Origin of the sequence: Blautia argi (assembly GCF_003287895.1) — a bacterium.
Classification (GTDB): domain Bacteria; phylum Bacillota; class Clostridia; order Lachnospirales; family Lachnospiraceae; genus Blautia; species Blautia argi.
Genome location: NZ_CP030280.1, coordinates 747,293 through 773,267, shown reverse-complemented (window position 1 = coordinate 773,267; position 25,975 = coordinate 747,293). Strand labels below are relative to the sequence as shown.

Below are 25,975 nucleotides of genomic sequence, written 5' to 3'. Positions count from 1 at the left end.
CTCCCTTCTAACATAACAGTTCCTGTAGCTCCTTTTTTGCCTTTTTTATCCTGTATTTTACCAAAGGAAGTCCGATTTGAAGCACCTCCGCTATCTCTCTTAATTTCAGCCCCTGAAAATAATATAAAATCAGGACCTCCCGAAATTCTTCCGGTAATTGTGCCAAAGCATGCTCCATATCCACTCGTTCGGCTGCCTGTTCCAGCGCTTCCCCTTCTCCGCTTTTCTGCTCAAAGAGTTGTCGCTCTACAGGCATCTCTCGTCTTCTGCGATGAAAATCACACACAAGATTTCCGGCAATGGTATAAAGATAGTTTTTCGTTTTTCCTCTGTATTCATAGGACGAAAGACCTGTAAAAAAACGAATAAAAACCTCCTGTGTCAAATCCTCTCCATACTGCGTATCGTGACAGTGGCAGGTACAGTATCTAAAAATTTCATCATAATATTTTCGTATAAAAAGTTCCATGGCATCTTCCCTGCCCTGCTTCATTTTCCATATCAGTCTAAAATCAGAATCCACAGTTTCCTCCTTTCTCACTTTTGAAAGTCCAAACGCTTGTCCTTCTATTATATCTAACGCAGAAGACAGGCTAAAAGATAGTTTCTTAATAAAAATTCTGTAATAATAAAAATTTTCCTATGAAACAAAAAACGGAAATATTTCTGTCTTTTTTAAATCACAGAAACATTCCCGCATGATTTGATTTTTCTTTTTCCTTATTTTACCAAATTCCCATCATATGCTGCATACCAAGTGTCACTCCCGTAATGCCAATCCAGCATGCCAGTCCCATAAGCAAAGGACGTCCTCCTGTTTTTATCAGCTTCACCACATCTGTGTTCAGCCCAATCGCCCCCATGGCCATAACAATAAAAAACTTGGACAGTGTTTTTAAAGGCCGAAATACTTCCATTGGTGCGCCTGCTGAAGCTGCCAATGTTGTGATCACACTGGCTCCAATGAAAAACAGAATAAAGAACGGAAACACTTGTTTCAGCGATACCTTGTCCCCATTTTCTCCCTCTGCTTTTCTGGCTCTTAAAAAGGCCAGTACCAGAGTAATTGGAATAATCGCCAGCGTTCTGGTAAGCTTTACTGTCACTGCCTTGTCCAATGTCTGATTGCCAAGTTGATACATACTGTCCCAGGTAGAGGCTGCAGCCGTAACAGAGGACGTGTCGTTTACCGCTGTCCCGGCAAAGATTCCAAAGGTTTCCCCAGACGCAGTAGAAAATCCCAACACACCACCCAGCGCCGGAAAAATCAGCGCTGCCAGAATATTGAAGAGAAAGATAACTGAAATTGCCTGGGCAACCTCCTCCTCATCTGCATCAATCACCGGCGCTGTAGCTGCAATGGCAGAACCCCCGCAAATTGAGGAGCCCACACCCACTAAAGTGGAAATCTTGCCCGGAATGTGCATGATTCTGTGCAGTACATAGGCAATGACCAATGAAGTTGTAATCGTACAGACAATAATAGGAAGAGATTGTTTACCGGTTTCCATAACCACCTCCAGATTCATGCCAAACCCCAGAAGCACTACTGCATACTGTAAAATTTTCTTAGATGTAAATTTAATTCCCGCATCAAAAGCACTCCGCTCTTTTAAGAAAAGAGCTAGCACAATACCTCCCAAAATAGCAAACACAGGACCGCCGATAACCGGAAAAACTTTTCCCAGAAAAAAGGCCGGAAGCGCCAGACCCAAACAGAGCAAAAGCCCTTTTCCATTTTCTTTCAAAAATTCCACTCTTTCCTCCTATCTTGCCGCATGCACAGCCGCAATGGTTCCGTCGGCAACTGCTGTTGACACCTGGCGCACCTGTTTTACCCGAATATCTCCTGCTGCATACACTCCCGGAAGCTCTGTTTCCATATTTTCATCTACTGGTATAAAACCGTTTTCCAGTCTTAGCTCTGTATACAATTCTGTATTTGGCACAGTCCCTGCATAGACAAAAATGCCACATCCGGAATCTTCTATGGTTTCAATCGCCCCTGTCCTTTCATTGGAAATTTCAAGAGAGTTCACCTTCTCTGTCCCGTACACTCCATGCAGTCTGGAATTTAACCGTAATTTTATATTGGGTGTTTTTACCACCTTTTCCTTAAATTCTGCAATACAACCCAGCGTTTCTTCAAAATGAATAATGGTTACCTGCGCCGCATACTGCGCCAAATATAAAGCCTCCTTGACCGCCCCGTCTGCACCACCTACTACATATACATTTTTTCCTCTGTAAAGCATTCCATGCTGTGCTGCATTCATACTCATACCTTTTCCGCAAAGTTCTGCCTCTCCTACAATCCCCAGTTTTCTCGGAGAAGTTCCATTTGCCAGAATCACCTTTGCTGCTTCGTAAGTATGCTGCTTGGTCTGAATTTCCTTTTTTTCTCCTGACAACTTTACAGAAACAACTGTTTCATATACAAGCTCTATATTAGCACGTTCTGCCTGGGCTTTTAGTTTCTCAGAAAAAGTAACGCCTGTTTCTCCTTCTGTAATTCCGGCATAATGTGTGACTGCAGAAACTCTTCCAATCAGCCCGCCCACCTGAGTTCTTTCAATAACTAAGGTCTTTTTTCCACGACTTACTGCATAAATTGCTGCGCTGATTCCTGCTGGTCCTGCTCCGATAATAACTACATCATACATTTGAATTTCCTCCTTCTTTTCCACTTATTTTTCTTATGTTTCCTGTTCTTCTTTACATTTATACTATATCTTCCCAGAATCATTTTGTAAAATTATAAATATTGATATAATCATAAATATTTGTTATGATATTTTCAGGAGGTATCTATTATGCTTGATTTTCGTATGGAAACTTTTCTGACAGTATGTGAATATATGAATTTTACTCATGCTGCAGAGGCTCTGGGTCTGACACAACCAGCCGTTTCTCAGCATGTCAAACACCTGGAACAGGAGTATGACACCCCACTTTTTCAGAGGGATAAAAAAAAGCTACATCTGACACCTGCCGGGGAAATTCTGCGTACAGCTCTGGAAACTATGAGAAATGATGAAAACACCTTAAAGAAGCGTCTGAAGGAAAGTCAGACACAAAAAAAGATTCTAACCTTTGGTGTAACCATGACCATTGGAGAATATGCTATTATCCCCTCTTTAACCCGTTTTATTAAGGCTCACCCAAACACAGACTTTTATATCCGCTATGCCAACACCCAGACACTTTTAACCTGTCTTCAGGAAGGGAACATTGATTTTGCCCTGGTGGAAGGGTATTTTAAGTCAGACCATTACAGCACCCGCATTTTCAAGGAAGAGGAATACATTGCTGTCTGCAGTACAGACCATATTTTTTCAAAACCTGTCCGCTGCCTAAAGGATTTAACCTGCGAGCATCTTCTGCTTCGGGAGCATGGCTCCGGCACTCGAGCCATTCTGACCAAAACACTGGCACTGAAAAACATGTCTGTAGAAGACTTTAAGAATGTAGTAGAGGTAGAAAATATTCATACCATTGTATCCCTACTGCTTCAGGACTGTGGAATTGCATTCTTATATAAAGCTGCTGTGGAGGATGAAATTGCCCGCGGCACACTGCGCCAGATTCCACTGGAAGATTTCCAGATTACTCATGATTTTACCTTTCTCTGGAACAAAGACAGCGTATTCTCCGGTGAATATGAAGAAATCTTTCGGGAATTTACGGAAATACCGGTTATTTAAACCACAAATAAATCCTTCCTATTTTGCCACAGGTCATATCCGCGACATGATACATTTTCTTACAAAACAGAAAGGCAGCGATACAAATGTCACCCCGGAATCCTTCCCGACTTTTTGTATCGCTGCTCTTTTATAATTACATAATCCTCTTATTTAGCAGGTTGCGCCACCTGTTAAATGCTTCTGGGCTTTTATATTTTCTTCTTTCCGTCCCAGTAAATCATCTGTCAGAAGCTGTTCCTGCACATTTTCAAAGCCCAGCCTTGCAACCGTATCTGCAAAACGTTCTCCTGTAATTCCCTGCTCCCTGAACAGCAGAATGGCTTTTTCCACAATAGCGAGAACTTCTTCTTTGTCTGTGAAGACCTTATCCAGGTAACGTCCCTGTGCCACCTTTTTACCCCAGCGTCCGCCAATGTAAATACGGTATCCATTGGTATACTCTTCAAAGGCTTTAAATGGACATTTGCCAATGCAGCGTCCGCAGTGGTTACATTCATTTTCCGGAATCACAATCTTTCCGTCTACCACCTTCGCCACTTTAATCGGACAGTTATTTTCCACACGGCACACCTTACAACCGCGGCATTTCTCCATATCCACCAAAGGAATTCTCTGTCCGATAATACCCAGGTCATTCAAATCCGGTTTTACACAGTTATTTGGACAGCCGCCTACTGCGATTTTAAACTTATGGGGCAGCTTCACATTCGCATATCCATGGAAAAATCTCTCATGAATTTCTTCGGACAATGCAAAGGTATCAATCAAACCATACTGACAGGTAGTCCCTTTACAGGACACAACCGGACGTACCTTGGAGCCGGTTCCTCCTGTTTCCAGTCCTGCCTGCATTAAATACTCACGGAGAGGCTCGATATTGGCAAAAGGCACTCCCTGGATTTCCATGGTAAGACGGGAGGTCATGGTTACTTCCCCGCTTCCGAAAAGCTCTGCTGCCTCTGCAATGGTTCTGGCTTCCTCTGCCGTAATTTTTCCGTTCCTTGTAATCACTCGTCCATTAAATCTATCCAAAGTATTTTTGTCTTTTAAGAATCCCAGAGCCTTTACTCTCTTTTCTTCTTCAGGTGATACCGCGCCTTCCGGATTTTCCACCTTCACATCATTGAAAAATGTAGAGCCCTCTAATACCACCGTATTTTTGTATCCGTAAAAACGCATACGGTTCTGCAGGAAGTACGCACGTTTTCCCTTTGCACATACCAACAGTAATTTTTCTTCCTTATCCAGACCTTCTATTTCTCCATTTACAGCAAATGGATCTACATACTGTGCACCGTGAATGGAAGGAGTCAGACCTGCATCGATTACCTTATAACCTTTTGCTTTTCCTTCTGCATACTCTGCCGGAGTCATGCTCACCAAATCTCCGCTTAATTTATTAAGTAGCACATAAACAGCCTGTACAAAGGGGTGGATTGCTGTGGAAAACGGCGGTGCATAGGCAAAATCCGCATTTTCAAAATCTTCCAGAGCTGCCCCCATATTTAATCCCATGACCGCGATATCTATCATTTTGTCTACTGCGCCTGGTCCCATAACCTGCACACCCAGCAATTTATGGGTATTCTTTTCTGCAATCAGCTTTGTAATAAAGAAGCCAGCACCTGGATAATAGTGAGCCTTGTCGTCTGTAGGCGCCAGAACGCTCACAACCTCATATCCTGCTGCTTTCGCCTGTTCTTCTGTAAGACCTGTACGTCCTACATTCAGACCTGGCAGCTTTACAATGCCGGTTCCCAAGACACCTGGATACGTCTTGTTTTTCCCTGAAAGTAACTGTGCCAGAGTTCTTCCCTCCATGTTTGCAGAAGAACCCATTGGTGACCACTGAGGCTTTCCGGTGATACGGTTTGTCACCATTACACAGTCACCTGCTGCATAGACTCCTTCCAGATTTGTCTTCATGGTATTGTCCACCAAAATGGTTCCTTTAAACATTTCCAGGCCGCTGTCCTGCAAAAATTCTGTATTCGGACGAATTCCTGCTGCTGTAATCAAAAGGTCACAGCCCAAAAATCCAGCAGAAGTCTTTACACCTGTTACCTTTCCATTGCCAACCACTTCCTCTGCTTTGGTTCCGGTAATCACGCGAATTCCTTCCTTCAGCAGATGTTTCTTTACATAGCCTGCCATTTCTTTATCTAAAATATTCGGAAGTACCTGGGCGGCAAAGTCAATCACCGTCACCTGTATTCCTCTGGTCTTCAGATTTTCAGCTGCCTCCAGCCCAATAAATCCGGCGCCGATTACTACCGCCTTCTTTACCTGATTTTCTTCTGCATATGCCCGAATGGCTGTAGCATCATCAGGAGTGCGCATTTTAAAGACACCCTGCTGTTTCATTCCCGGAACGGGCAATTCTACCGGAGATGCCCCTACCGCCAGAACCAACTTATCATAGGAACAGACCTCTTCTTCTCCTGTAAACAAATCTTTTACAAGAACCTGCTTTTTATCTGCCCAAAGCGCAGTAGCTTCTTTTCCGGTCTTTACCTCTACCCCTGTCATTTTGGCATATTTCTGAGGCGTATTTACAATAAGCTCTTCTCTGCTTTCAATCAGTCCGCCTACATAATACGGGAGTCCGCAGCCTGCATAGGAAATATCTTTATCTCTGGTAATAACTGTAATTTTTGCACTTCTGTCTTCACGTTTCAGTTTAGCTGCTGTTTTTGTTCCCGCAGCAACGCCTCCAATGATTAATACTTTCATTCTACCTCTCCTGTTCTTCTTTTACTGGTACTTTGGTTTACCTGTTCTGTGTTGCTTATTCCTGCTGTCTGTGGCAACAGTACAACATACCTGCACACTCCGGCTTCATCTTTTCGCATACAACCACATCTCCCCCACTTATGGTCAGACTGCGGCCATGAACCATAGCGTCTGCTATTTTCTGTCTGGCTGAGTCATAGATGCGAGTCACTGTCGGTCTGGAAATATCCATCTTTGCTGCACACTCCTCCTGTGTCATTTTCAGAAAATCCAGAATACGAATCACCTCATATTCATCATAGGTAAGATTGACGCTTCCGTCAGCAACACAGCCCTGCGGTGCAAAGCTGGTGATTTTCGGTTTGGAACAGATACATCTGCTTTTCTGTGGCCTGGCCATATGTCCCCCTTTCCTCATATAGATTTAAGATAGTGATTTTTTCTTTTGCGCTTTCAGAATACTACCATTATGAACATATGTCAATATCTTTTTTCAAATAGAATTAAATCTACGCACCCGCGAAGGGTGCGACCATTTATCCGTTCCAACATATTTAGCGACTTTAATTGACTTTTCCAGTCCACTGAAAATTAAGTTTTTTCTTAAACCTTTGTCCCACCAACAGCATTTTTATGCTTTTTTATTTTAACTTCATTTCTTAGGGAAGCTATCGGAAAGACACAACGCCCCATATCCAATACGATTATTAGGATATTCCCCGCCTAAAAGCGGTCTTGCTCCTCTTCTTAAATAGGCCTTTACCTTCTCTCCGTACAAAAAAGGATCATTTTCCCTCACAATTCCCCACTCCATCAAGAGTGCAGCCGCACCGGTGACAAAAGGTGTGGCAAAGGAGGTTCCTGTGCGGCTTTCATATCCTCCTCCCAGCGCTGCTGTGACAATCCCCACCCCCGGTGCCACCAAATCCGGCTTAATCTCATTAGTCACCCTGGTATAACCCCTCCCTGAAAAATCCGCATATGCCAGATAACGGGAATCATACGCACCCACAGAAATCACTCTTTGCGCTGTGGAGGGAATGGTTTGTGTTGTCTGAGGTGTGGGAAAAAGGAAATGCGTATCTTCATTTAAAATACCCCCTCCCGGGAGCCACAAATCATAATCCCCGTCCACAATCTTTACAGGAATCAATCGGATTTTCCACGTTCCGCTGTCTACATATCCCCTTTTAGGCAAAAGCTCTATATAAATTTCCTGGGATAAACTATAGGGAGCAGGCTCTCCATAATACAACAAAAGCTCCATATTTCCCACAGAAAACCTCTGAGCGCCTAAAATCTCCTGAAAAGGCCCAATTCGCTGTCCCCCGGGAAGTAAAAGCTCTATCTCCATTTCATCTACATAATGCTTCCAGAACTGGATATTAAAACCAGGCTCATACTCCCCTACATTTAAAAGGATTTCTGTTGCCTCCGCTATCGAAACTCTCCCTGAAGTATGCAGTGCCTGATTCCCCTCATTTCCCATACCCACGCAGATAACACTCCGACCGTTCAGAGCCGCATTATCCAGATAGGTTTCCAAAAGAGATTCCCCGCTGTGAGAACCATAATTATTCCCAAAACTAAGATTCAGAGCCACAGGCTGCCCTCTGTCTGCTGCCAGACGAATAGCATAGTCAATCCCCTGCAAAAGCTCAGTGGTTCTGGGAAAGCCCCCTTCCCTTGCTGTTCCCAGCTTTACTACCAAAAGCTCACTTTCATAGGCAACTCCTCTATAGACCCCGTCTGACGCTCTGCCGTTTCCTGCAGCAATTCCAAGTACGCCTGTGCCATGTCCGCTTAAATCTCTGCTGGGCACTATTTTTTCTCTGTCTGCCCGGTTCTCTGCCAAAAGTGCCTGATTGATTTCTTCCTGTGTATACTCTGTTCCAATAGAATAGCCCCTGGGAGGTCTTCCCGGTATACTCTGATCCCAGAGCCGCAAAATCCGTGTGCTGCCGTCCGGATCTCTAAAATCCGGGTGAGCATAGTCTACACCTGAATCAATACATGCCACCAAAATCCCTTTTCCGGTAAGCGGCTCTCCCAAAGGGGAGAAAGCGCTTTGCACAGAAGTCATACAAGAGGCGCTTCTTCCCTGCTGCACAGCAAAAAACAAACGCTTGGGTTTCTCTATATATTCGATGCCCGGAATCCGGGACAATGCCTCAATCCGACTCTCCTCCAGTGTAATCACTGCAAAACCGTTTAAGAGCTCTGCCCTTGGCACATCTTCTCCCCAGAATGTCTGAAAGATTTCCCGTATACTTAATAATCAAGTCCCAGGTGTTTTCTGACTGATTATATCCTATATTCAGTTCCGGTGACTGCTCCCGTTCCGCTGCTGTTGCATCTAAAGCAAGATTTAGAAGATTTTCCAGCTTCTGATTTTCCATTTTTTGTTCCTGCGTTTTTCTTTCAGTCTACTCTTCTCTTTTTCAAAATATTCCGAAGCATCACATGCTTCATAAAGCTTCTTGATTTCTTCATAAGACATATTTTCCCATAAAGCCAAAAAGGCTGCCGCACCATATTGGTGCGACAGCCTATCTCCCCTCAAATTCTCTTTATCTTTCTATTTTTCTTTTGAAATCAGATGATATGGAAGCGCTACGCCTAAAACACCACCAACCATATTTCCCAAGGTTACTATAATTACATTATAGAAATATGCACCGATTCCAACCTTTCCTGTAATAAGTGAAACACCGATACTGCTCATGTTTGCAATACTATGTTCAAATCCACACACCATGAATACGAAAATACACCAGAAAATCATGATCAACTTCCCTGATTCAGATTTCATTTTTATTCCGCACCATACTGCAAGACATACCAAAATGTTACACAAGATTGCTTTGATAAACAATGGCACCGGAGCTGTAGTAGTTTTGGTAATTGCAAGATTTTCAAAGTAATCACCGATTCCGCCTGTAGGAACTTTTGCAGCCACGAAAAGAGCAGATGATAAAAGAGAACCAACCAGGTTTCCGATCCAGCATACACACCACAGTTTGCAGGCATCACCCACGGTAGCTGTTTTTCTGAATATAGCCGCTGACATGACAAAATTATTTCCTGTAAATAAGTCTGCCCCTGCCATAATAACTAAGCTAAGAGCTGCTGCAAAAGCCGCGCTTTGTGCCGGTTTTGCCCAGATCGCCGCTGCTTCTGAGCCTGACAGATGACCTGCCAATGTAAACGCTACAAAGCTACCCATTGCAACAAACATACCAGCTAAGATAGAGGCTACAAAATATCCCAGCGGATTGTTTTTCAGTAAATTCAATTTTGCTGCCGCAGAATTGCACACAGCCTTATATTCGTCTTTATACATACTTCATTGCTCCCTTCAAGCCCAAACTTTTTTAGAACAGCCCTGTAATCTTTCCTGTTTCGTCTACGTCAATCTTCTCAGCAGCCGGAACCTTCGGAAGTCCTGGCATGGTCATGATTTCTCCTGTCAGCGCTACGATAAAGCCTGCACCTGCAGAAATCTTTAAGTTTCTTACCGTTACTTCAAAATCTGTAGGCGCTCCCAGTTTGGTCTGGTCATCGGTTAAGCTGTACTGTGTCTTCGCTACACAGATTGGGCAGTTTCCATAGCCCAGGGCCTCTAACTGTGCTGCCTGTTTCTGTGCATTTGCAGTCAGAACCACTCTCTTTCCTCCGTATACCTTCTGTACAATCTGGTTCAGTTTATCTTCAATGCTTCCTTCCAGTTCATAGGAGAATGTAAAGTCATTTGGCTCTTCTACCAGACGGATAACCTCTTTTGCAAGGGCAATACCGCCTTCACCGCCTTTTGCCCATACTTCGGACAGGGCTACGTTTACGCCCAGCTCTTTACATTTCTGCTCTACCAGGTCAAGCTCTGCCTTTGTATCTGTTGGGAATGCGTTAATAGCAACCACACATGGCAGTTTGTATACGTTTTTGATGTTGCTTACATGTTTTAACAGGTTTGGAAGTCCCTTTTCCAGTGCTTCCAGGTTTTCATTGTTTAAGTCAGCCTTCGCTACGCCGCCATTGTATTTTAATGCACGAACCGTTGCTACGATAACGACTGCGCTTGGGTGCAGGTCTGCCATACGGCATTTGATATCCAGGAATTTCTCTGCTCCCAGGTCAGCTCCGAAACCTGCCTCTGTGATTGCATAATCCCCTAATTTCAATGCCATCTTTGTTGCAATGACAGAGTTACAGCCATGAGCGATATTTGCGAATGGTCCGCCGTGTACGATTGCAGGTACATGCTCCAGAGTCTGTACCAGATTTGGTTTCAGGGCGTCTTTTAACAGTGCGCACATCGCGCCTTCTGCATGTAAGTCATGGGCAGTTACCGGTTTCTGTTCGGAAACCTTTCCGTATGTATAACCAACAATAATACGTCCCAGTCTTTCCTTTAAGTCTGTGATATCTCTTGCCAGACACAGAACAGCCATGATCTCAGATGCTACGGTAATGTCATAGCCGTCTTCTCTTGGCATTCCGTTTGTCTTTCCGCCCATACCGTCTACAACAAAACGGAGCTGGCGGTCATTCATATCCACACATCTTCTCCAGGTAATCTTTCTTGGGTCAATGTTTAATTCATTTCCCTGATAAATATGGTTATCCAGCATTGCTGCTAAGAGGTTGTTTGCTGCGCCGATTGCATGGAAGTCACCGGTGAAGTGCAGGTTGATGTCCTCCATTGGAACGACCTGTGCATATCCGCCGCCTGCTGCTCCGCCCTTTACACCGAATACCGGTCCAAGAGAAGGCTCACGAAGAGCAACCATAACCTTTTTGCCAAGTCTTTGCATACCGTCTGCCAGACCAACGGTTGTTGTTGTCTTTCCTTCTCCTGCCGGTGTTGGGTTAATTGCTGTTACCAGGATTAATTTTCCGTTTGGCGCGTCGGATTCTTTTAATAAGTTGTAGTCGATTTTTGCTTTGTACTTTCCGTACTGTTCCAGATATTTGTCATCAATACCTGCTTTCTCTGCAATGTTTGTAATCGGCTCCATGGTACATTCCTGTGCAATTTCGATGTCTGATTTGAATCCCATAATCATATCCTCCTTAAAAGAAATAATAATTTTCCTCGCCCTTTTCCCAACCTTTTTTTCTCTCTCATTTCTATGCTTTTGTCCTGCATGTGTATGAGTCAAAAAGCTTCCTGGCTGAAAAAAGGGCAACACTTGTACGCTACAAATGTTGCCCAGACGGTCGGCTTATTATCTTATTCTGATTCCCCTGTGGTACTCCACATTTATCCGTCAGTAATCAGAACCTGTTGTTTTGCAGCAGATATTTAAATATTTATCTGTCACAGAACTATGGTTATAATCTAACACAAAATTATCTTGATGTCAATCTACTTCAATAAAGTTTGTGAAATTTTTACCAATTTTATTTTCTTTTCTATACAAACCTCACAAGTACTTATGCGCCAATAAAGGAAAGTACTTCTTCCTTCTCTGGCATCACTCTTAAAGCGCCTTTTTTTGTTGTAATAAGGGATGAAGCACCGTTGGCAAAACGCAGCATTTCCTGCAGATTTTCTTCTGTCAGACCCGTAATGCCATGTTCCAGTACATAATTCAGCGCACATGCTCCAAAGGTATCACCCGCACCTGTGGTTTCAATGGTATTTTCCTGCAAAAACGGTACCTGGAAAACTTCCTTTCCCTCATGGAAAGCAATACTTCCCTCTTTTCCCATGGTCACATTCATGAGCTTTAAGTTTGGATATTCCTTTAACAGTCTGTGTGCGCCTTCTTTTACGTCCTTTGTCCCTGTCATAAATTCCAGTTCTTCTTCGGAAATTTTCAGAAGGTCGCATTTGGACAAGCCATATGCAATCTGTTCTTTTGCCTCTTCCATAGATTTCCAGAGAGGAGGTCTTAAGTTCGGGTCAAAGGAAATCAGAAGTCCGGCTTCTTTTGCCACATCAATGGCTTTATACGTTGCCTTTCTTACTCCTTCATGTGTCATGGACAACGTTCCATAATGAAAGGCTTTTGCAGAACGGATATATTCTTCGTCAATCTGCTCCTCCTGAAGCATTCATATCCGCCCCCGGATTTCTGTAAAATGCAAAATCTCTGTCCCCATCCTCAAATGTATGAACAAATGCAAGTGTTGTATGCACTTCTTCATCTTCATATAAGTGGCTGGTATCAATACCAATGGAGTCCAGGGTACTGCGGAGAGCTGTTCCAAACTGGTCTTTTCCTACAACTCCCAGAAAAGAGGTCTTTTTCCCCAGCTTGTTTAACATTGCCAGTACATTACACGGCGCTCCGCCCGGATTCGCCTCAAACATAGAATTTCCCTGTCCGCTTACTCCGTTTTCTGTAAAATCAATCAAAAGCTCGCCTAATGCGATTACATCAAATTTTTTACACATGTTTCCTACTCTCTTTCTCATCACTTTACTTCTTGTTGCTTTAATGTGCATTATAGCTTTTTTTCCTTTTTCATGCAACATTTCCACATATCTTTCCCGAATTTTTCTATTGAAACCAGAATTATTTCATTTTCGCAACCGTACGCACGTCCTGAAAATGTCCCATAACAATCAAGGTTTCTGTGCTCTTAAACACATATTCCGCACCGGGAAGCGGAAACATTTTTCCGTCTTCCTTTGTTGCCAGAATACTGATGTGATGCTTTCTTCTGACCTCTTTCTCCAGGATAGAACTTCCTACCCAGGACTGAGGAACCGGAATCTCATAAATTGCATATTCATCGGTCAACTTAATGTAGTCAAAAATATTGTCATTACCGTATTTAACGGCCAGACGCTGTGCCATTTCCTTTTCCGGATACACTACATCGTCTGCACCATTTCTCAAAAGAAATTTTGCATGCACATCCCGGTTGGCTCTTGCCAGCACCATGGAAGCCCCGCAGTCCTTTAAAAGCGCTGTGGCTTCCAGAGAACTCTGGAAATTATCGCCAATGGCAACCACACATAAATCAAAATTTCTCACTCCCAGAGATTCTACAAAATGTTCATTGGTAGCATCGCCTATCTGGGCGTCTGTCACCATATCTATGGCATCATTGACTCTCTCCTCATTAATGTCCACTGCAAGGACCTCATTTCCTTCTGCGATTAATCGCTCTGCCATATGCCTTCCAAAACGGCCAAGCCCTATCAGAAGCACTGATTTCATTTCTGTTTTCCTCCTTAAATCATTTTATCCTACAGAAATCTTTTCTACCGGAAGCTTTGACGGAATTGTGGATATATGGTTTGTAAATGCAATCAGTATGGTAATACCGCCCACTCTTCCGATAAACATCAGCAGAATCAAAATCACCTGTGACACCATTCCCAGACTGGAAGTAATTCCAAGAGAAAGTCCCACCGTACAAAGTGCAGACACGGTTTCAAAAAGTGTCTGCTTTATTCCCAGATTTTCTATAGTGGCAATCGCCATAGAAGAACCTATACTCAATAAACCATAAAACATCATCAGACAGCAGGCATGGCGGATTGCTTCTCCCTCCACTCTGCGCCGGAATAATTCCAAATCCTTTCGTTTCCGAAGTTCTGTCCAGATTGTCAGCATCAGAACCAGTATGGTCGTAGTCTTAATTCCCCCTGCAGTAGACCCCGGGGAACCGCCGATAAACATCAGACATACCATCAGCATCTGGCTGCTGTCCGTCAACGCGTTCAAATCCACGGTATTAAAACCTGCCGTTCTGGGGGTAACTGCCTGAAAAAAAGCACTGAGTATCTGCTGTCCCAGGGTTTTTCCTTCCATAGAAGGCTGTCCCCACTCAAAAAGAAACATCAGCAGCGTACCGCCGATAATGAGAACTCCTGTAGCAAAAATCACCATTTTTGTATGCAGTCTGTAGTACCGAAATTTCCATTTACATTTTTTTAGATCTTCCCAGACCAGAAAACCAATACCGCCGATAATAATCAGTCCGGCTATAGTAAGGCTCACCAGATAACTGTCCCCTGCTGTAATCAGGGAAGAACTCGGACTGTAGTATCCCATAAGGTCAATTCCGGCATTACAAAATGCGGAGATAGAATGAAAAACAGCATAGTAAATACCCTTTCCCAGTCCTAATCTGGGCACAAAGTAAAATGCCAGAAGCACGGCTCCGATTCCTTCAAAAAAGAGCGTTCCTGACAACACAAATTTGGACATTCTTACAATTCCCCCTATCTGGGGCGCTGCTACACTTTCCTGCATCAACATACGCTCTGACAGACCTATCTTTTTTCTGGTCAGTGTCAGAGCAGATATGGCAATGGTCATAAATCCGATACCGCCTATCTGAATCAGAATCAGGATAACCACCTGCCCGAATTCTGACCAGAAGGTATAGGTATCATTCGTTACCAGTCCTGTCACACAGGTTGCTGAAGTAGCTGTAAACCATGCGTCCATAAAGGTCGTTGCCGTACCCTCCCGGTTGGAAAACGGCAGCATCAGAAGCAGGGTTCCCAGAGCAATCACCACCAGATAACCTGCTGCAATAATCTTAGTTGTCGTCCATTTTATTTTTCTTATCTTACTCAAAACATATTCCGCCTTCTTATTTTGCTTTTAAATCCGTATCCTCCGAAGTTTCTTCGTCCCGATACAGCCATTTCAGCACATCGTCTGTCACCTCTTTCAGTCCGTTCAGTACCCCGTCAAAAACGCCCATACGGTAAAAATTAATGACAATAGCGCCAATAGGTACTGCCAGAATCATTCCTATCACACCGCTGATGCGGTATCCGATATACATAAAAACCAGAGTCAGAAGCGGATTTACCCCTATGGAATCCCCTACCATTTTCGGCTCAATCACTCTTCGCACAAGCTGTGTCACCAGATATAGAATAATCAATTCCACTGCATATTTCAAGTCCCCTGAAATAAGTTTAAACAAGGCCCATGGAATCAGCGCTGTACCCGTTCCAAAAAACGGCAGCATATCCAGAAAAGCAATGAGAATTGCCACCAGGGCAGCAAATTTTACCCGCATGATTAAAAATCCTACAAATAAAATAACACCGATAACGCCCATAATTTTAAACTGTGCTTTGAAATAGCCGCCGAAAACCTGTTTAAAGCTGTCGGAAAGAATTCTCCACTTTTCCTGGATAATTCCCGGGGTATTGGCTCTTCCGAATTCCAGAATCCGATCTCTGTCTGCAATGAAAAAATACGCGGACAGAATAGTAAAAATTATAGAAATCAAAATACTGGGCAGATTTTTGGCAAGACTGCTTGCCTGGTCTACTGTAATCTGACTGATTTTTCCCACTGCTTTTCCGGTAATGGCACCAATTCTGTCCTGCAGATCCGCAATGGCTTTCTGTACACTGTCCGGCATCTCGTCTATCAGCTTGGACAGATTTTCTCCTGCATTTTCAAATTCCCCTTTGACTTCCATATAGATCTCAGGCGCCTGATCTACCAAAGATCTGGTTTCTTCTACAGTCTTTACACCAATAAAATAAATACCTACGATAATCCCTGCAAGCACTCCGATAATCAACAGCATGGAGGTGTGCTTGCGCGCTACCTTCAGTCTTCGCTCCAGCATACGCACCAGAGGATTCGCAATCAGCGCAATCAGCCAGCCAATGACAAAAGGCATAAAAAATCCCAGAAACTGAATTCCCAGAAAAACTCCTACTCCAATGCCAAGGACAGTTATCAAAAACACCAAGATACTTTTTGCATATTTTTTCCACTTCATTTTCAAAACTCCTGCCATAGAAAATTTCACATTTCCAAACAAATGAAAACCTGCTTTTCCCTGTATAAAGCAAATTTGTCCATACATGCCACTTCCGCACATATGGACAAATTTATGAGTTCCCAGTTCGGAGCGCATGTAATGCAATTATTATACCACGTGCGCAGAAAAGAAAGCCCCCAAAGGGTATTTACTTTTCCAGCCGTGGCTTGCCGGGTATAATCTGCCACCAAAGTGGCAGCAAGCCGATTCTATCGGCTTGAATTGCACTTCGTGCAATTATTATACCACATGTTCTCCCCCTGAAAACCAATTATATGAAATTTTTACAATTCTTTCAGAAATGCAAAGGGCTCTTCATCATGAATAAAGTGCATCAGCATATAGGCACACATAATGGCTGTATTCTCCTCCTTCAAAATCCTCTTTGCCTCTTCTCTATCCGCAAGAACCACTTCGATTTCTTCTGTATCCTCCTGAAATTCCGCAGAAACCTCTCCTGATGATACGCCAAACACGGTAGCGCAACACTCATCCGTCAGGCCTACGGTAGTAAATGCCGGCTTTTCATACGCTTTATGAACCGGAAGGGGAGAAAAAGTCAGCCCTGTTTCCTCTCTCATTTCCCGGACTGCACACTCCCGGTAATCCTCTCCCTTTTCTACCAGTCCTGCCGGAAATTCATACACATAATTGTCAATGCTGTACCGATACTGACGAATCAGCACGATTTTATCCTGAGCTTCTCCGTACAAGCTGTATATCACCACGCCGTCCGGGTGCATATTCCGGGTTTTCAGTTTCAGCTCTCCCTCTTCCTTTGCCCTGGAAGCCACATAATAGATTCCTTTTTTTCCTGTCTTACTTTCTCTGCCCAACTCATAGAGATTCACAAAGGGATTTTCTGTTTTACGGGTAATTCCTGTTATCTTTGCCACATTATTCTCCTTTCAGCAAAACCTTCAGACGTTTATAAGAAAGCATGGTAATACCTGAAATCAAAGCGCCCTTTATCAGATTAAAAGGCACCATGCACAGCAAAACAAAGGTCAGCATATTATCTACTGCCGGAATAATCTCCTTTCCCATGGCAATAAAGCTGTCCATTGGAATTCCCATGGCTTTGCTGTACAGAGGAAACATGACAAATGCATTTGTCAGACAGCCCGCTGCTGCCATACACATGGTTCCCACAGACATACCAAGCAGCGCATTTTTTGCTGTTTTTTTCTTTCTGTAAAGCAGTCCTGCCGGAACTGCAAAAGCACAGCCAATGAGGAAATTGGAAAATTCCCCCACCCCTGCTGTCATAGTACCGTGAAGCACAATATGCAGCAGGTTTTTCAAAAATTCAATGATAACTCCTGCCAGAGGTCCCATGGCAAAGGTTCCTACAATGACCGGAATCTCTGAAAAATCCATCTGCACAAAAGGCGGTGCAAGAAAAGGCAGCGGAAATTCAAACATCATCAACACAGCGGAAATTGCGCTCAGCATGGCAATTTGTATGGTAGTCCTCAATCTGGATCTGCTCTGTGTTCCCTGGATTTTTCTGTTTACAACTGCTTCCTGACTCATAGTTTCATTCTCCTTTTCATGAATAATTTTTCATAAAAGGAAATTCTTCTTGTATGATTTTTCTTTCCCTTTCGCCGCAATGCGCTCCCCCCAAGGGTTTTGCTTTATAGGAAATCCCGTTTCCTGAAAAGCAAAAAGGAGAGGACGCCACCGTATAAATTCGGGGAGTCCTCTCCTGGAAAGCCACAAAAATCATAACCTTCTTCTCTCGTCCAGACTATACTGTCGGTACCGGAATTGCACCGGTTCAGCCGTAAATTACGGGTCGCGGACTGTCACCGCCGGTAGGGAATCACACCCTGCCCCGAAGAATTTCTTTTTATTGCTTTTATTATATACGCTGAAAGCTCTTCCTGCAACTGTTTTCTCATTCCCTTGCGCCCAGATTATCTGACATCTTTTTCAAAACCCGCATGAAGGTTTCATAGTCCTCCTCTGAAACGCCCTGTCTGAGCTTTGCCTCTGTAACACGGATATTTTCCATAACGTTCTGGCGCATAGCAAGAGCCTTTTTTGTGGGAATGATTTCTTTTAGCCTGGCGTCCTTTGGGGAACATTCCCGGCAGATAAAACCATTTTTCTCCATGAGCTTTAAAATTTCTGTAGCCGTAGACTTGCGAATATTAAATTCCTTTTCAATATCCTTTTGGTACAGCGGTTTTTCCAGGGTATGCAGCAGAATAAAATTCAGAATCCTGTTTTGCATACTAGTCAGACCGCTGTCCTGATGCGAAGACAGAAAAATGGTTCTCTTTAACTGATGAGACACAATATGAATCAGTCTTCCTGTGTCTTCCCGCTTTGAGCTTCCCTCCAAAAAAGCCTCTTCCCTTTCCATTTCGTCACCTCATTTATCTGTGCCGGACTTAAATTTCTGCTGTTGCCTCAAGAAGCCATGCACGTTCTTTTTCATCTAACATGGGTCCCACAATTTCATAAACCCGTTTGTGATACTCATTTAACCACTGACGCTCTGCCTTTGTAAGCATTTCCGGTAAAATTGCCTCCCTTTCATACGGCACCCAGGTTACGTTTTCAAATTCCATAAATTGTCCGTATCCATTTTTCTCAGCTTTTCTGCATAAAAGCAGATTTTCTGTACGAATACCATATTTTCCTTCCAGATACAATCCTGGCTCATTGGAAGTCAGCATACCCTCTTCAAAAGGTGTCATATTGCCTCTTCTGCCATTTGCTCTCATTCTCCAGTTAATGTTCTGGGGTCCTTCGTGTACATTCAGAAGATATCCTACTCCATGTCCTGTTCCGTGATTAAAATCCAATCCTCTTTCCCACAAAGGTCCTCTTACCAGAGGATCCAGATTTGCACCGCTGCAGCCATACTGGAATTTTGCCATAGCAAGACGGATATGTCCCTGCAATACCAGAGTGAAATGCTCCTTCTGTTCCTGTGTCAACACTCCTACTGCAATGGTTCTGGTAATATCTGTAGTCCCCTGCCAGTACTGTCCACCAGAGTCAATAAGGAAAAAGCCTTTTGGCTCAACTTTTGCGTATTCGGTTTCTGTGGGTGCATAATGGCACATCGCTGCATTCGGTCCGTAAGCACAGATAGTTTCAAAGCTTAAATCCAGACAGTCCGGATCTTCCTTACGAAGTTCCAGGCTCTTCTCGGCAGCGCTGTACTCTGTCACCTCGCCGCTTCCCACATTTTGTTTCAGCCAGTAAATGAAACGACACATGGCTTTTGCATCTTTGATATGGGCAATACGAATATTTTCCATTTCCGTCTGATTTTTATTTCCCTTCATAATCGCTGCCGGATTTGCTTCAAATACAACCTCTGTATGTTCCGGAATAGCTTTATACAAGGTATAATTCGTGCAGATATCCTCCAGAAGCACCTTATCGGAAGCTTTCAAGCCTTTTACATCTTCATAAACTGCAAAGTACGGGCAAATCTCTATACCTGCCTTTTCCAGTTCTCCTCTCACTTCTTCGGAAACTGCTTCTTCCTGTACATAGAAATACACCTTGTCCATGGTTATCATGACATAGGAAAGCACCACCGGATTGTACATAATATCATTTCCGCGGATATTCAGAAGCCATACAATATCGTCCAGGCTGCTGATAATATGAGTATTTGCCCCTGCTTTTTTCATCTCTTCCCGTACAGCCTCTATCTTTTCTTCTCTGCTCTTTCCTGTATATTTAATATCCAGCAAATACACCGGTTCCCTGGACATCTCCGGACGGTCTGTCCAGATTTTTCCGCCCAGATCCTTGTCACATTTTAAGATTCCGTTTTTCTTTGCCAGCATTTCTTCAAAGGCTTTCCCCTCTGCTACATGAATGGTTCTTCCATCACAGCCCAGACAGCCATTTTCAGGAAGCTGTTCTTCCAGAAATTCTTCCACTGTGGGAACGCCTTCTTCTCCCATTTTCATCAGGACAACACCTGTGTCCTCCAGCTGCTTTGCAGCCTGAATAAAGTACCGACCATCTGTCCAGAGATATGCTTTATCTGCTGTTACCAGCAAAGTTCCTGCAGAACCGGAAAATCCAGACAGCCAGGCACGAACCTTAAAATATGTTCCCACATATTCTGACTGATGAAAATCTGCTGTAGGGACCAGATACATGTCCATACCTGCTGCTTTCATCTCCTGCTGCAGTTGTTTGATTCTTTCCTGATTTACATTCATGATAAACCCGCCTTTCTTTACTGAATCCCTTTCATGGTAAGAGAGATTCTCTTTTTCTTCATATCTACACCCAGAACCATGACATCAACCACATCTCCTACACTCACTGCCTCCAGTGGGTGCTTGATATAGCGCTCTGTCATCTGGGAAATATGTACCAGTCCGTCCTGATGAACACCAATATCCACAAACGCGCCGAAATCAATTACATTGCGCACAGTTCCTTTTAAAACCATGCCTTCTTTTAAATCCTTCATATCCAGTACATCTGTGCGAAGAATCGGTTTTGGCATCTCCTCACGAGGATCGCGCCCCGGCTTTGTCAACTCTTTTACCATATCTCTGAGAGTCATTTCACCGATTCCCAGCTTCTCTGCTGTTTTGGCATAATCCTTTACAAAATACACCCCGTGTCCGCCGAAAATATCTTCTGGCTTCATACCCATACTTTCCAGGAATTTTTCTGCTGCTGCATAGCTTTCCGGGTGTACGCTGGTTGCGTCCAGAGGATTTTTGCCACCCCGGATACGCAGGAAGCCAGCGCACTGTTCAAATGCCTTCGGCCCCAGCTTTGCCACCTTTAAAAGCTCTTTTCTGTCTGTAAATTCTCCGTTTTCCTCTCTGTAAAGCACGATGTTTTTGGCGATAGCCTTACTGATACCGGACACATATTCCAAAAGAGAAACAGATGCTGTATTTAAGTCCACGCCTACTTTATTCACACAGTCCTCTACCACGCCGGACAGTGCCTCACCCAGTTTTTTCTGGTTCATATCATGCTGATACTGTCCTACCCCAATGGATTTCGGATCAATTTTTACCAGCTCTGCCAAAGGGTCCTGCAATCTTCTGGCAATAGAAGCCGCACTTCTCTGTCCCACGTCAAAATTCGGAAATTCTTCTGTGGCAAGCTTACTTGCAGAATATACAGACGCTCCTGCCTCATTAGTAATGACATACTGCACCTTCTGGGGGATTTCCTTTAATAATTCTACAATAATCTGCTCAGACTCTCTGCTGGCTGTTCCGTTTCCCACAGAAAACAGGGTAATGCCGTATTTCTCGATCATAGCTTTTAAGGTTTCCTTGGCTGCCGCAATCTTAGCAGGAGTGGTAGGCGCAGTAGGATAAATCACAGCTGTATCCAGAACTTTCCCTGTAGCGTCCACAACTGCCAGTTTACAACCTGTACGGAATGCCGGGTCCCAGCCAAGTACCACCTGCCCTACAATAGGAGGCTGCATAAGAAGCTGTTCCAGATTCTTTTTAAAGACCTTAATTGCCCCGTCTTCTGCCTTTTCTGTCAAATCATTGCGAATTTCTCTTTCAATAGCAGGTGCAATCAGTCGACGGTAACCATCTTCAATCACTTCCTTTAAAGCAGGCGTCGTGTTCGCATTGTCCTTTGTAATGACCTGCTTTTCCAGATAGCGCAGAATGTCCTCTTCCGGTGCAGAAACTTTTACTGTAAGAATTTTTTCTTTTTCACCTCTGTTAATTGCCAGGACTCTGTGTCCCGCCACCTTGGAAACTGGCTCCTCGTATTCATAATACATCTCATAAACCGTGGATTCCTCCGGCTTTTTGGCAGCAGACACCAGAGTTCCCTTTTTCATGGTCATCTCACGAATGTGCATACGGTAATCCGCTTCATCAGAAATACTTTCTGCCACAATATCCTTTGCGCCAGCCAGGGCTTCTTTTACATTCTTTACTTCTTTTTCTTCAGATACAAAAGCCTCTGCCTCTTCCTCCAGGCTCTTATCCGTCATCTGCAAAAGAATGATATTTGCCAAAGGCTCCAATCCTTTTTCCTTTGCAATAATGGCTCTGGTTCTTCTTTTTGGTCTGTAGGGACGGTATAAATCCTCTACCACTACCAGAGTCTGTGCCTCTATAATCTGTTTTTTCAGCTCTTCTGTGAGTTTTCCCTGCTCCTCAATACTGGAAAGTACCTGTTTTTTCTTGTCTTCCAGGTTACGCAGGTATGTCAGTCTTTCAAAAAGATTTCTGAGCTGCTCGTCGTTTAATGCGCCGGTTGCTTCTTTACGGTAACGGGAAATAAAGGGTATGGTATTTCCCTCATCTATTAAGGAAACAGCAGCTTCTACCTGCCATTTTTCCACATTCAATTCCTGAGTTATGATCTGTATAATATCCATAAATCTGTCCTTTCTGCCTCAGCTTTCTTTTACTACCTTACAACCTTATCAATGTGCAAGGAATTTGTCAAGAAATTCATTTTCTCCCCGGTGTTTTCTATTGCCTCTGTCTGTGATACATGATAGAATATTTATTAATGTTTCATTATTTTGAAAGAAATGAGGTCTTACACTTATGGAAAACCCTTACGAAGGACAAAACTACCGGCCATACACTCCCCCTGTGTATCAGCCTGAGCCGGAACCGGAATCGGATTCCCGGCTTTATCAGGGAAACCCTACGTTTGCAACTATTTCCCTTGTTATGGGAATTTTATCTATTTTATCCATATGCTGCTTTTTCCCTGCTGTTTTTCTGTTTTCCGGCCTGGGGATTCTGTTTTCCTGTTTATCAAAGGGAGAACGCAGCCGTCCGGGGAACGGAAAAGCAGGTGTGGCAATCTGCAGCAGTTGCCTGGTAATCTCTGCTGCGCTGCTTATTTTTCTCTTTTCCTTTTTCCTTTTTTCCGCAAAAGGACAGCGCTTTCTCAGTGATTACTATCACCTGATTACTTCTGAAGACCTTACAGAAGAAGAGCTGTACAATTTCATTTACAAATACATGTATGGCGAGGACGGCTTTGGCGGCGAAATGCCTGACAGTGCCTATCCGGGAACGGAAGGATATGAAGATTACTATGAATATTTTAATGACGGAAACGGATATGACGGTTACTTCCCAGATGAAGGGGAATATGACTTTTATGGAGATGATTTGCCGGATTTTTATAGAGAGCAGCCGGATAATGGAAGCAATGTGATTTAAGTTTAAATTCAAAACAGCTGGCACACAGGATAATAAAATTTCTGTGCGCCAGCATTTTTTCTCAAATTCCCACGCCCCAAATTGCCTTCACCGCATTTTTCACCACCCACTGCGCCAGAATAATCCCCACGGCTCCGTACAAATACTTATCCGTATATTGCATACCAATACGCCAGCGCCCTCTTGTAAGATACTCTATGGTATGAGAAACCATAAACCAGACATACAAAACAGCCCCATACACAACCACCGGGTGATACACAAAGGACTGCAGAAAATCCCCCCTGTAAAAGTGCGCGCACAGCCCTTGTACCACCACACCCGGGACAATAATATCCTGTCCATTTATGCACCATACAGGGAAAAAGTGACAGTGAAACATTCCCGAATTTCTCCACTGCTGCCAAAGCCCCTGCTGTCAGAAGCAAAATCCAGCCTCCTGTATAAAGGCCCTTCTCTATCTGTAAATTCCTTTCCTTCTTCGCCATTTTCTCTTGTAACCTCCCACTAATGTGATATAATTACTATCATATCACACTATAGAAAAGATTGGAGATTATTTATGAAACGCTCATCTGCGACTTTAAAGACCCTTGCACGGAAATCTCTCAATGGCAATTACGGAATTCCCATTCTGGCATATCTGATCATCACTGCTCTGACTGTGGTTGTTTCCATGCTTGTCACAGGTTTCTTAGATGTAACCAGTATGACCAGTATTATCACAAATCAGATTCTGCTTTATATGCTATCCCTGCTGATTTCTCTGTGCAATGCAGGATATAGCAAACTAATCCTGAGCATGAACCGCAAACAGCCCTATACGGTAGGAAATCTTTTTTATGTATTTTCTCATAATCCTGACCGTTTTCTGGTTGTTAATCTGCTGCTTTTAGTGGGACAGCTTATTTTATCCCTTCCTCTGGAGATTTTAAGCTATACTTCCACAGGAACGGCTTCCCTGTATCTGTCCCTGTTTGCGCTGATTCTTCAGGCATTGATGTCCCTCCTTCTTGGAGCGTTTTTCGGACTTGCCAATTACCTGCTTTTGGACAATCCGGAAATAGGTGCTATAGATTCTTTAAAGGAAAGTCTGCGGCTGATGAAGGGAAATAAAGGAAGATATTTTTATATCCAGTTCAGCTTTATTCCTCTGAATCTGGCCTGCCTCTTTACCTGTTATATCGGACTTTTATGGCTGATGCCCTATATCCAGACAACCATGGTTTATTTTTATATGGACATTACCGGGGAGCTGGACGCTCCGGAGATAATCACAGAACCCCCTGTTGATAATCCTTCAGACTCCTTTACACAGCCTCCATTTTCCTAAATGTTCAAAACAGCAGAACATAAAAAGGACGGTTTCAGAGAAACCGTCCTTTTCATTTTATTTTTCAGTCTGCAAACAGCTTTTCAATCAGCTGATATCCTTTTTTTATAAAAATTCCGCTCTTCTCTGCCTCTGCTTCGTTGTAAACACCTGCCTGTTCTTCCTGCCTTCGGCTGTCATACAGCATGTACGGAACCGGATCCGAGGTGTGGGTCTGAATACAGATAGGAGTTGGGTGATCCGGAAGCACCAGCATTTTATACGGTTCTTTGGAAACATCCATACGCTCCTTCACCCTCTGAATCACCCGGGTATCCAGATATTCGATTGCCTGCAGTTTTTTCTCCAGACTTCCCTGATGTCCCATTTCATCCGGTGCCTCCACATGAATATAGGCAAAGTCATAGCCGTCCTCTAAAAGTGCGGAAACAGCAGCATCTGCCTTGCCTTCATAATTGGTATGCAGACCACCGTTTGCTCCCTCTACTGTAAGATTCTTCATACCTGTTCCCACTGCAATTCCTTTTAGCAAATCAACTGCAGAAATCATAACCCCTTTTTTATGAAATCTTTCTTCAAAGGAAGACAGCACAGGCTTTGTCCCGGCTCCCCAGAACCACAAGCTGTTTGCCGGTTTCAGACCTCTTTTTTTACGCTCTTGATTCACTCTATGATTTTTCAGAATTTCATAACTTTTCTTCTGTATATCTAAAAGCAGTGGTTCATCTGGGAGATAGGCCTCAATCTGTTTTCCCCGGATATCATGAGGCGGTGTCAGCGGCACGGTCATACCCTGCTTCCAGATAAGACAATGACGATAGCTGGTGCCTGCATAAAACTGAAAGATCTCATTTTCCAGCTCCTTTTTCACAGCCTCCAAAAGCAGCTCCGCCTCTTCTGTAGAAATTTCATCTGCACTGTGGTCTAAAATATGCCGTTTCTCATAATCTGTTTCTCTCTCAGAAAGCGTCACCAGATTTGCCCGGACAGCAACATCTCCCTCCTGCATCTGCACACCGATATTCAACGCTTCCAAAGGCGAACGCCCGGAATAATAGATTTGGGGATTATATCCCAGCACAGACAGATTCGCCGTATCGCTTCCCGGACTCATGCCCTCCGGCACAGTCTGTACCATACCGATTTCACTTTTCCCGGCCAGACTGTCCATAGCCGGTGTTTTTGCTGCCTCAAGAGGCGTTTTTCCTTGCAGGGCCTCTATAGCTCTGTCTGCCATTCCGTCGCCTAAAACCACAATGTACTTCATA

The 25,975-nt window shown here is 43.7% G+C and carries 20 protein-coding genes, 2 pseudogenes and 2 riboswitches; of the genes and pseudogenes, 3 read left to right on the top strand and 19 right to left on the bottom strand.

Annotated features, from left to right (window positions below; genetic code table 11):
- Nucleotides 1-7: 7 nt before the first annotated feature.
- The 3 genes from DQQ01_RS03875 to DQQ01_RS03865 form a co-directional block, all read right to left on the bottom strand.
- Nucleotides 8-523: an RNA polymerase sigma factor gene (locus tag DQQ01_RS03875; protein ID WP_111918565.1), complete on the bottom strand. Its 516-nt coding sequence runs from the start codon at nt 521-523 to the stop codon at nt 8-10.
- Between the two features lie 202 nt (nt 524-725).
- On the bottom strand, nt 726-1,757 hold the full coding sequence (locus DQQ01_RS03870) for a YeiH family protein (RefSeq protein ID WP_111918563.1): 1,032 nt from the start codon (nt 1,755-1,757) through the stop codon (nt 726-728).
- A gap of 9 nt (nt 1,758-1,766) precedes the next feature.
- Nucleotides 1,767-2,663, bottom strand: a complete 897-nt coding sequence (locus tag DQQ01_RS03865) for an NAD(P)/FAD-dependent oxidoreductase (protein ID WP_111918561.1) — start codon at nt 2,661-2,663, stop codon at nt 1,767-1,769.
- 150 nt (nt 2,664-2,813) lie between these two features.
- Between DQQ01_RS03865 and DQQ01_RS03860 the strand changes: the two genes are divergently transcribed.
- Entirely contained in the window at nt 2,814-3,704 is an 891-nt protein-coding gene (locus DQQ01_RS03860; RefSeq protein ID WP_111918559.1) for a LysR family transcriptional regulator, read from the top strand.
- Between the two features lie 153 nt (nt 3,705-3,857).
- Here DQQ01_RS03860 and DQQ01_RS03855 read toward each other — a convergent pair whose 3' ends face one another.
- The 14 genes and pseudogenes from DQQ01_RS03855 to DQQ01_RS03785 form a co-directional block, all read right to left on the bottom strand.
- Nucleotides 3,858-6,440: an FAD-dependent oxidoreductase gene (locus DQQ01_RS03855; RefSeq protein WP_111918557.1), complete on the bottom strand. Its 2,583-nt coding sequence runs from the start codon at nt 6,438-6,440 to the stop codon at nt 3,858-3,860.
- 55 nt (nt 6,441-6,495) lie between these two features.
- Nucleotides 6,496-6,840, bottom strand: coding sequence for a DUF134 domain-containing protein (locus DQQ01_RS03850; protein WP_111918555.1), 345 nt, complete (start codon nt 6,838-6,840; stop codon nt 6,496-6,498).
- A 252-nt stretch (nt 6,841-7,092) separates the two neighbouring features.
- Nucleotides 7,093-8,839, bottom strand: a pseudogene (locus DQQ01_RS03845) (S8 family peptidase).
- Nucleotides 8,840-9,018: 179 nt separating this feature from the next.
- Nucleotides 9,019-9,783 (bottom strand): formate/nitrite transporter family protein, encoded by a 765-nt coding sequence (locus tag DQQ01_RS03840; RefSeq protein WP_111918553.1) that lies wholly within the window; start codon nt 9,781-9,783, stop codon nt 9,019-9,021.
- Between the two features lie 31 nt (nt 9,784-9,814).
- The gene (locus DQQ01_RS03835) at nt 9,815-11,500 is read right to left on the bottom strand and encodes a formate--tetrahydrofolate ligase (protein ID WP_111920817.1); all 1,686 of its coding nucleotides are present in this window, start codon (nt 11,498-11,500) and stop codon (nt 9,815-9,817) included.
- A 143-nt stretch (nt 11,501-11,643) separates the two neighbouring features.
- A riboswitch (ZMP/ZTP riboswitch) is annotated at nt 11,644-11,728 on the bottom strand.
- Between the two features lie 148 nt (nt 11,729-11,876).
- Nucleotides 11,877-12,843, bottom strand: a pseudogene (locus DQQ01_RS18015) (carbohydrate kinase family protein).
- Nucleotides 12,844-12,964: 121 nt separating this feature from the next.
- Nucleotides 12,965-13,615: a potassium channel family protein gene (locus DQQ01_RS03825; protein WP_111918551.1), complete on the bottom strand. Its 651-nt coding sequence runs from the start codon at nt 13,613-13,615 to the stop codon at nt 12,965-12,967.
- Nucleotides 13,616-13,639: 24 nt separating this feature from the next.
- A complete protein-coding gene (locus tag DQQ01_RS03820) occupies nt 13,640-14,986 on the bottom strand; it encodes a TrkH family potassium uptake protein (RefSeq protein WP_111918549.1) in 1,347 nt (448 codons plus the stop codon).
- 16 nt (nt 14,987-15,002) lie between these two features.
- The gene (gene ytvI / locus DQQ01_RS03815) at nt 15,003-16,160 is read right to left on the bottom strand and encodes a sporulation integral membrane protein YtvI (protein WP_111920816.1); all 1,158 of its coding nucleotides are present in this window, start codon (nt 16,158-16,160) and stop codon (nt 15,003-15,005) included.
- 326 nt (nt 16,161-16,486) lie between these two features.
- The gene (locus DQQ01_RS03810) at nt 16,487-17,098 is read right to left on the bottom strand and encodes an NUDIX hydrolase (protein WP_111918547.1); all 612 of its coding nucleotides are present in this window, start codon (nt 17,096-17,098) and stop codon (nt 16,487-16,489) included.
- Between the two features lies 1 nt (nt 17,099).
- Nucleotides 17,100-17,738: an ECF transporter S component gene (locus DQQ01_RS03805; protein WP_111918545.1), complete on the bottom strand. Its 639-nt coding sequence runs from the start codon at nt 17,736-17,738 to the stop codon at nt 17,100-17,102.
- A gap of 196 nt (nt 17,739-17,934) precedes the next feature.
- Nucleotides 17,935-18,054: riboswitch (FMN riboswitch) on the bottom strand.
- Nucleotides 18,055-18,105: 51 nt separating this feature from the next.
- Complete coding sequence (locus DQQ01_RS03795) at nt 18,106-18,576, bottom strand: MarR family winged helix-turn-helix transcriptional regulator (protein ID WP_111918541.1); 471 nt, start codon at nt 18,574-18,576, stop codon at nt 18,106-18,108.
- Nucleotides 18,577-18,604: 28 nt separating this feature from the next.
- Entirely contained in the window at nt 18,605-20,407 is a 1,803-nt protein-coding gene (locus tag DQQ01_RS03790; RefSeq protein ID WP_111918539.1) for an aminopeptidase P family protein, read from the bottom strand.
- A gap of 17 nt (nt 20,408-20,424) precedes the next feature.
- Nucleotides 20,425-22,569 (bottom strand): Tex family protein, encoded by a 2,145-nt coding sequence (locus tag DQQ01_RS03785; RefSeq protein WP_111918537.1) that lies wholly within the window; start codon nt 22,567-22,569, stop codon nt 20,425-20,427.
- 175 nt (nt 22,570-22,744) lie between these two features.
- Here DQQ01_RS03785 and DQQ01_RS03780 point away from each other — a divergent pair, with 175 nt between their 5' ends.
- Entirely contained in the window at nt 22,745-23,374 is a 630-nt protein-coding gene (locus tag DQQ01_RS03780) for an SUR7/PalI family protein (protein ID WP_111918535.1), read from the top strand.
- Between the two features lie 146 nt (nt 23,375-23,520).
- Here the strand turns inward: DQQ01_RS03780 and DQQ01_RS17125 are convergent, their stop codons facing one another.
- On the bottom strand, nt 23,521-23,730 hold the full coding sequence (locus DQQ01_RS17125) for a DUF2752 domain-containing protein (protein WP_408607856.1): 210 nt from the start codon (nt 23,728-23,730) through the stop codon (nt 23,521-23,523).
- A gap of 206 nt (nt 23,731-23,936) precedes the next feature.
- On the opposite strand from DQQ01_RS17125, the gene DQQ01_RS03770 reads away from it, so the two are divergent.
- Nucleotides 23,937-24,707, top strand: a complete 771-nt coding sequence (locus DQQ01_RS03770) for a DUF975 family protein (protein WP_111918533.1) — start codon at nt 23,937-23,939, stop codon at nt 24,705-24,707.
- Nucleotides 24,708-24,771: 64 nt separating this feature from the next.
- Here the strand turns inward: DQQ01_RS03770 and DQQ01_RS03765 are convergent, their stop codons facing one another.
- The gene (locus DQQ01_RS03765; protein WP_111918531.1) at nt 24,772-25,974 is read right to left on the bottom strand and encodes a cofactor-independent phosphoglycerate mutase; all 1,203 of its coding nucleotides are present in this window, start codon (nt 25,972-25,974) and stop codon (nt 24,772-24,774) included.
- Nucleotide 25,975: the final 1 nt, after the last annotated feature.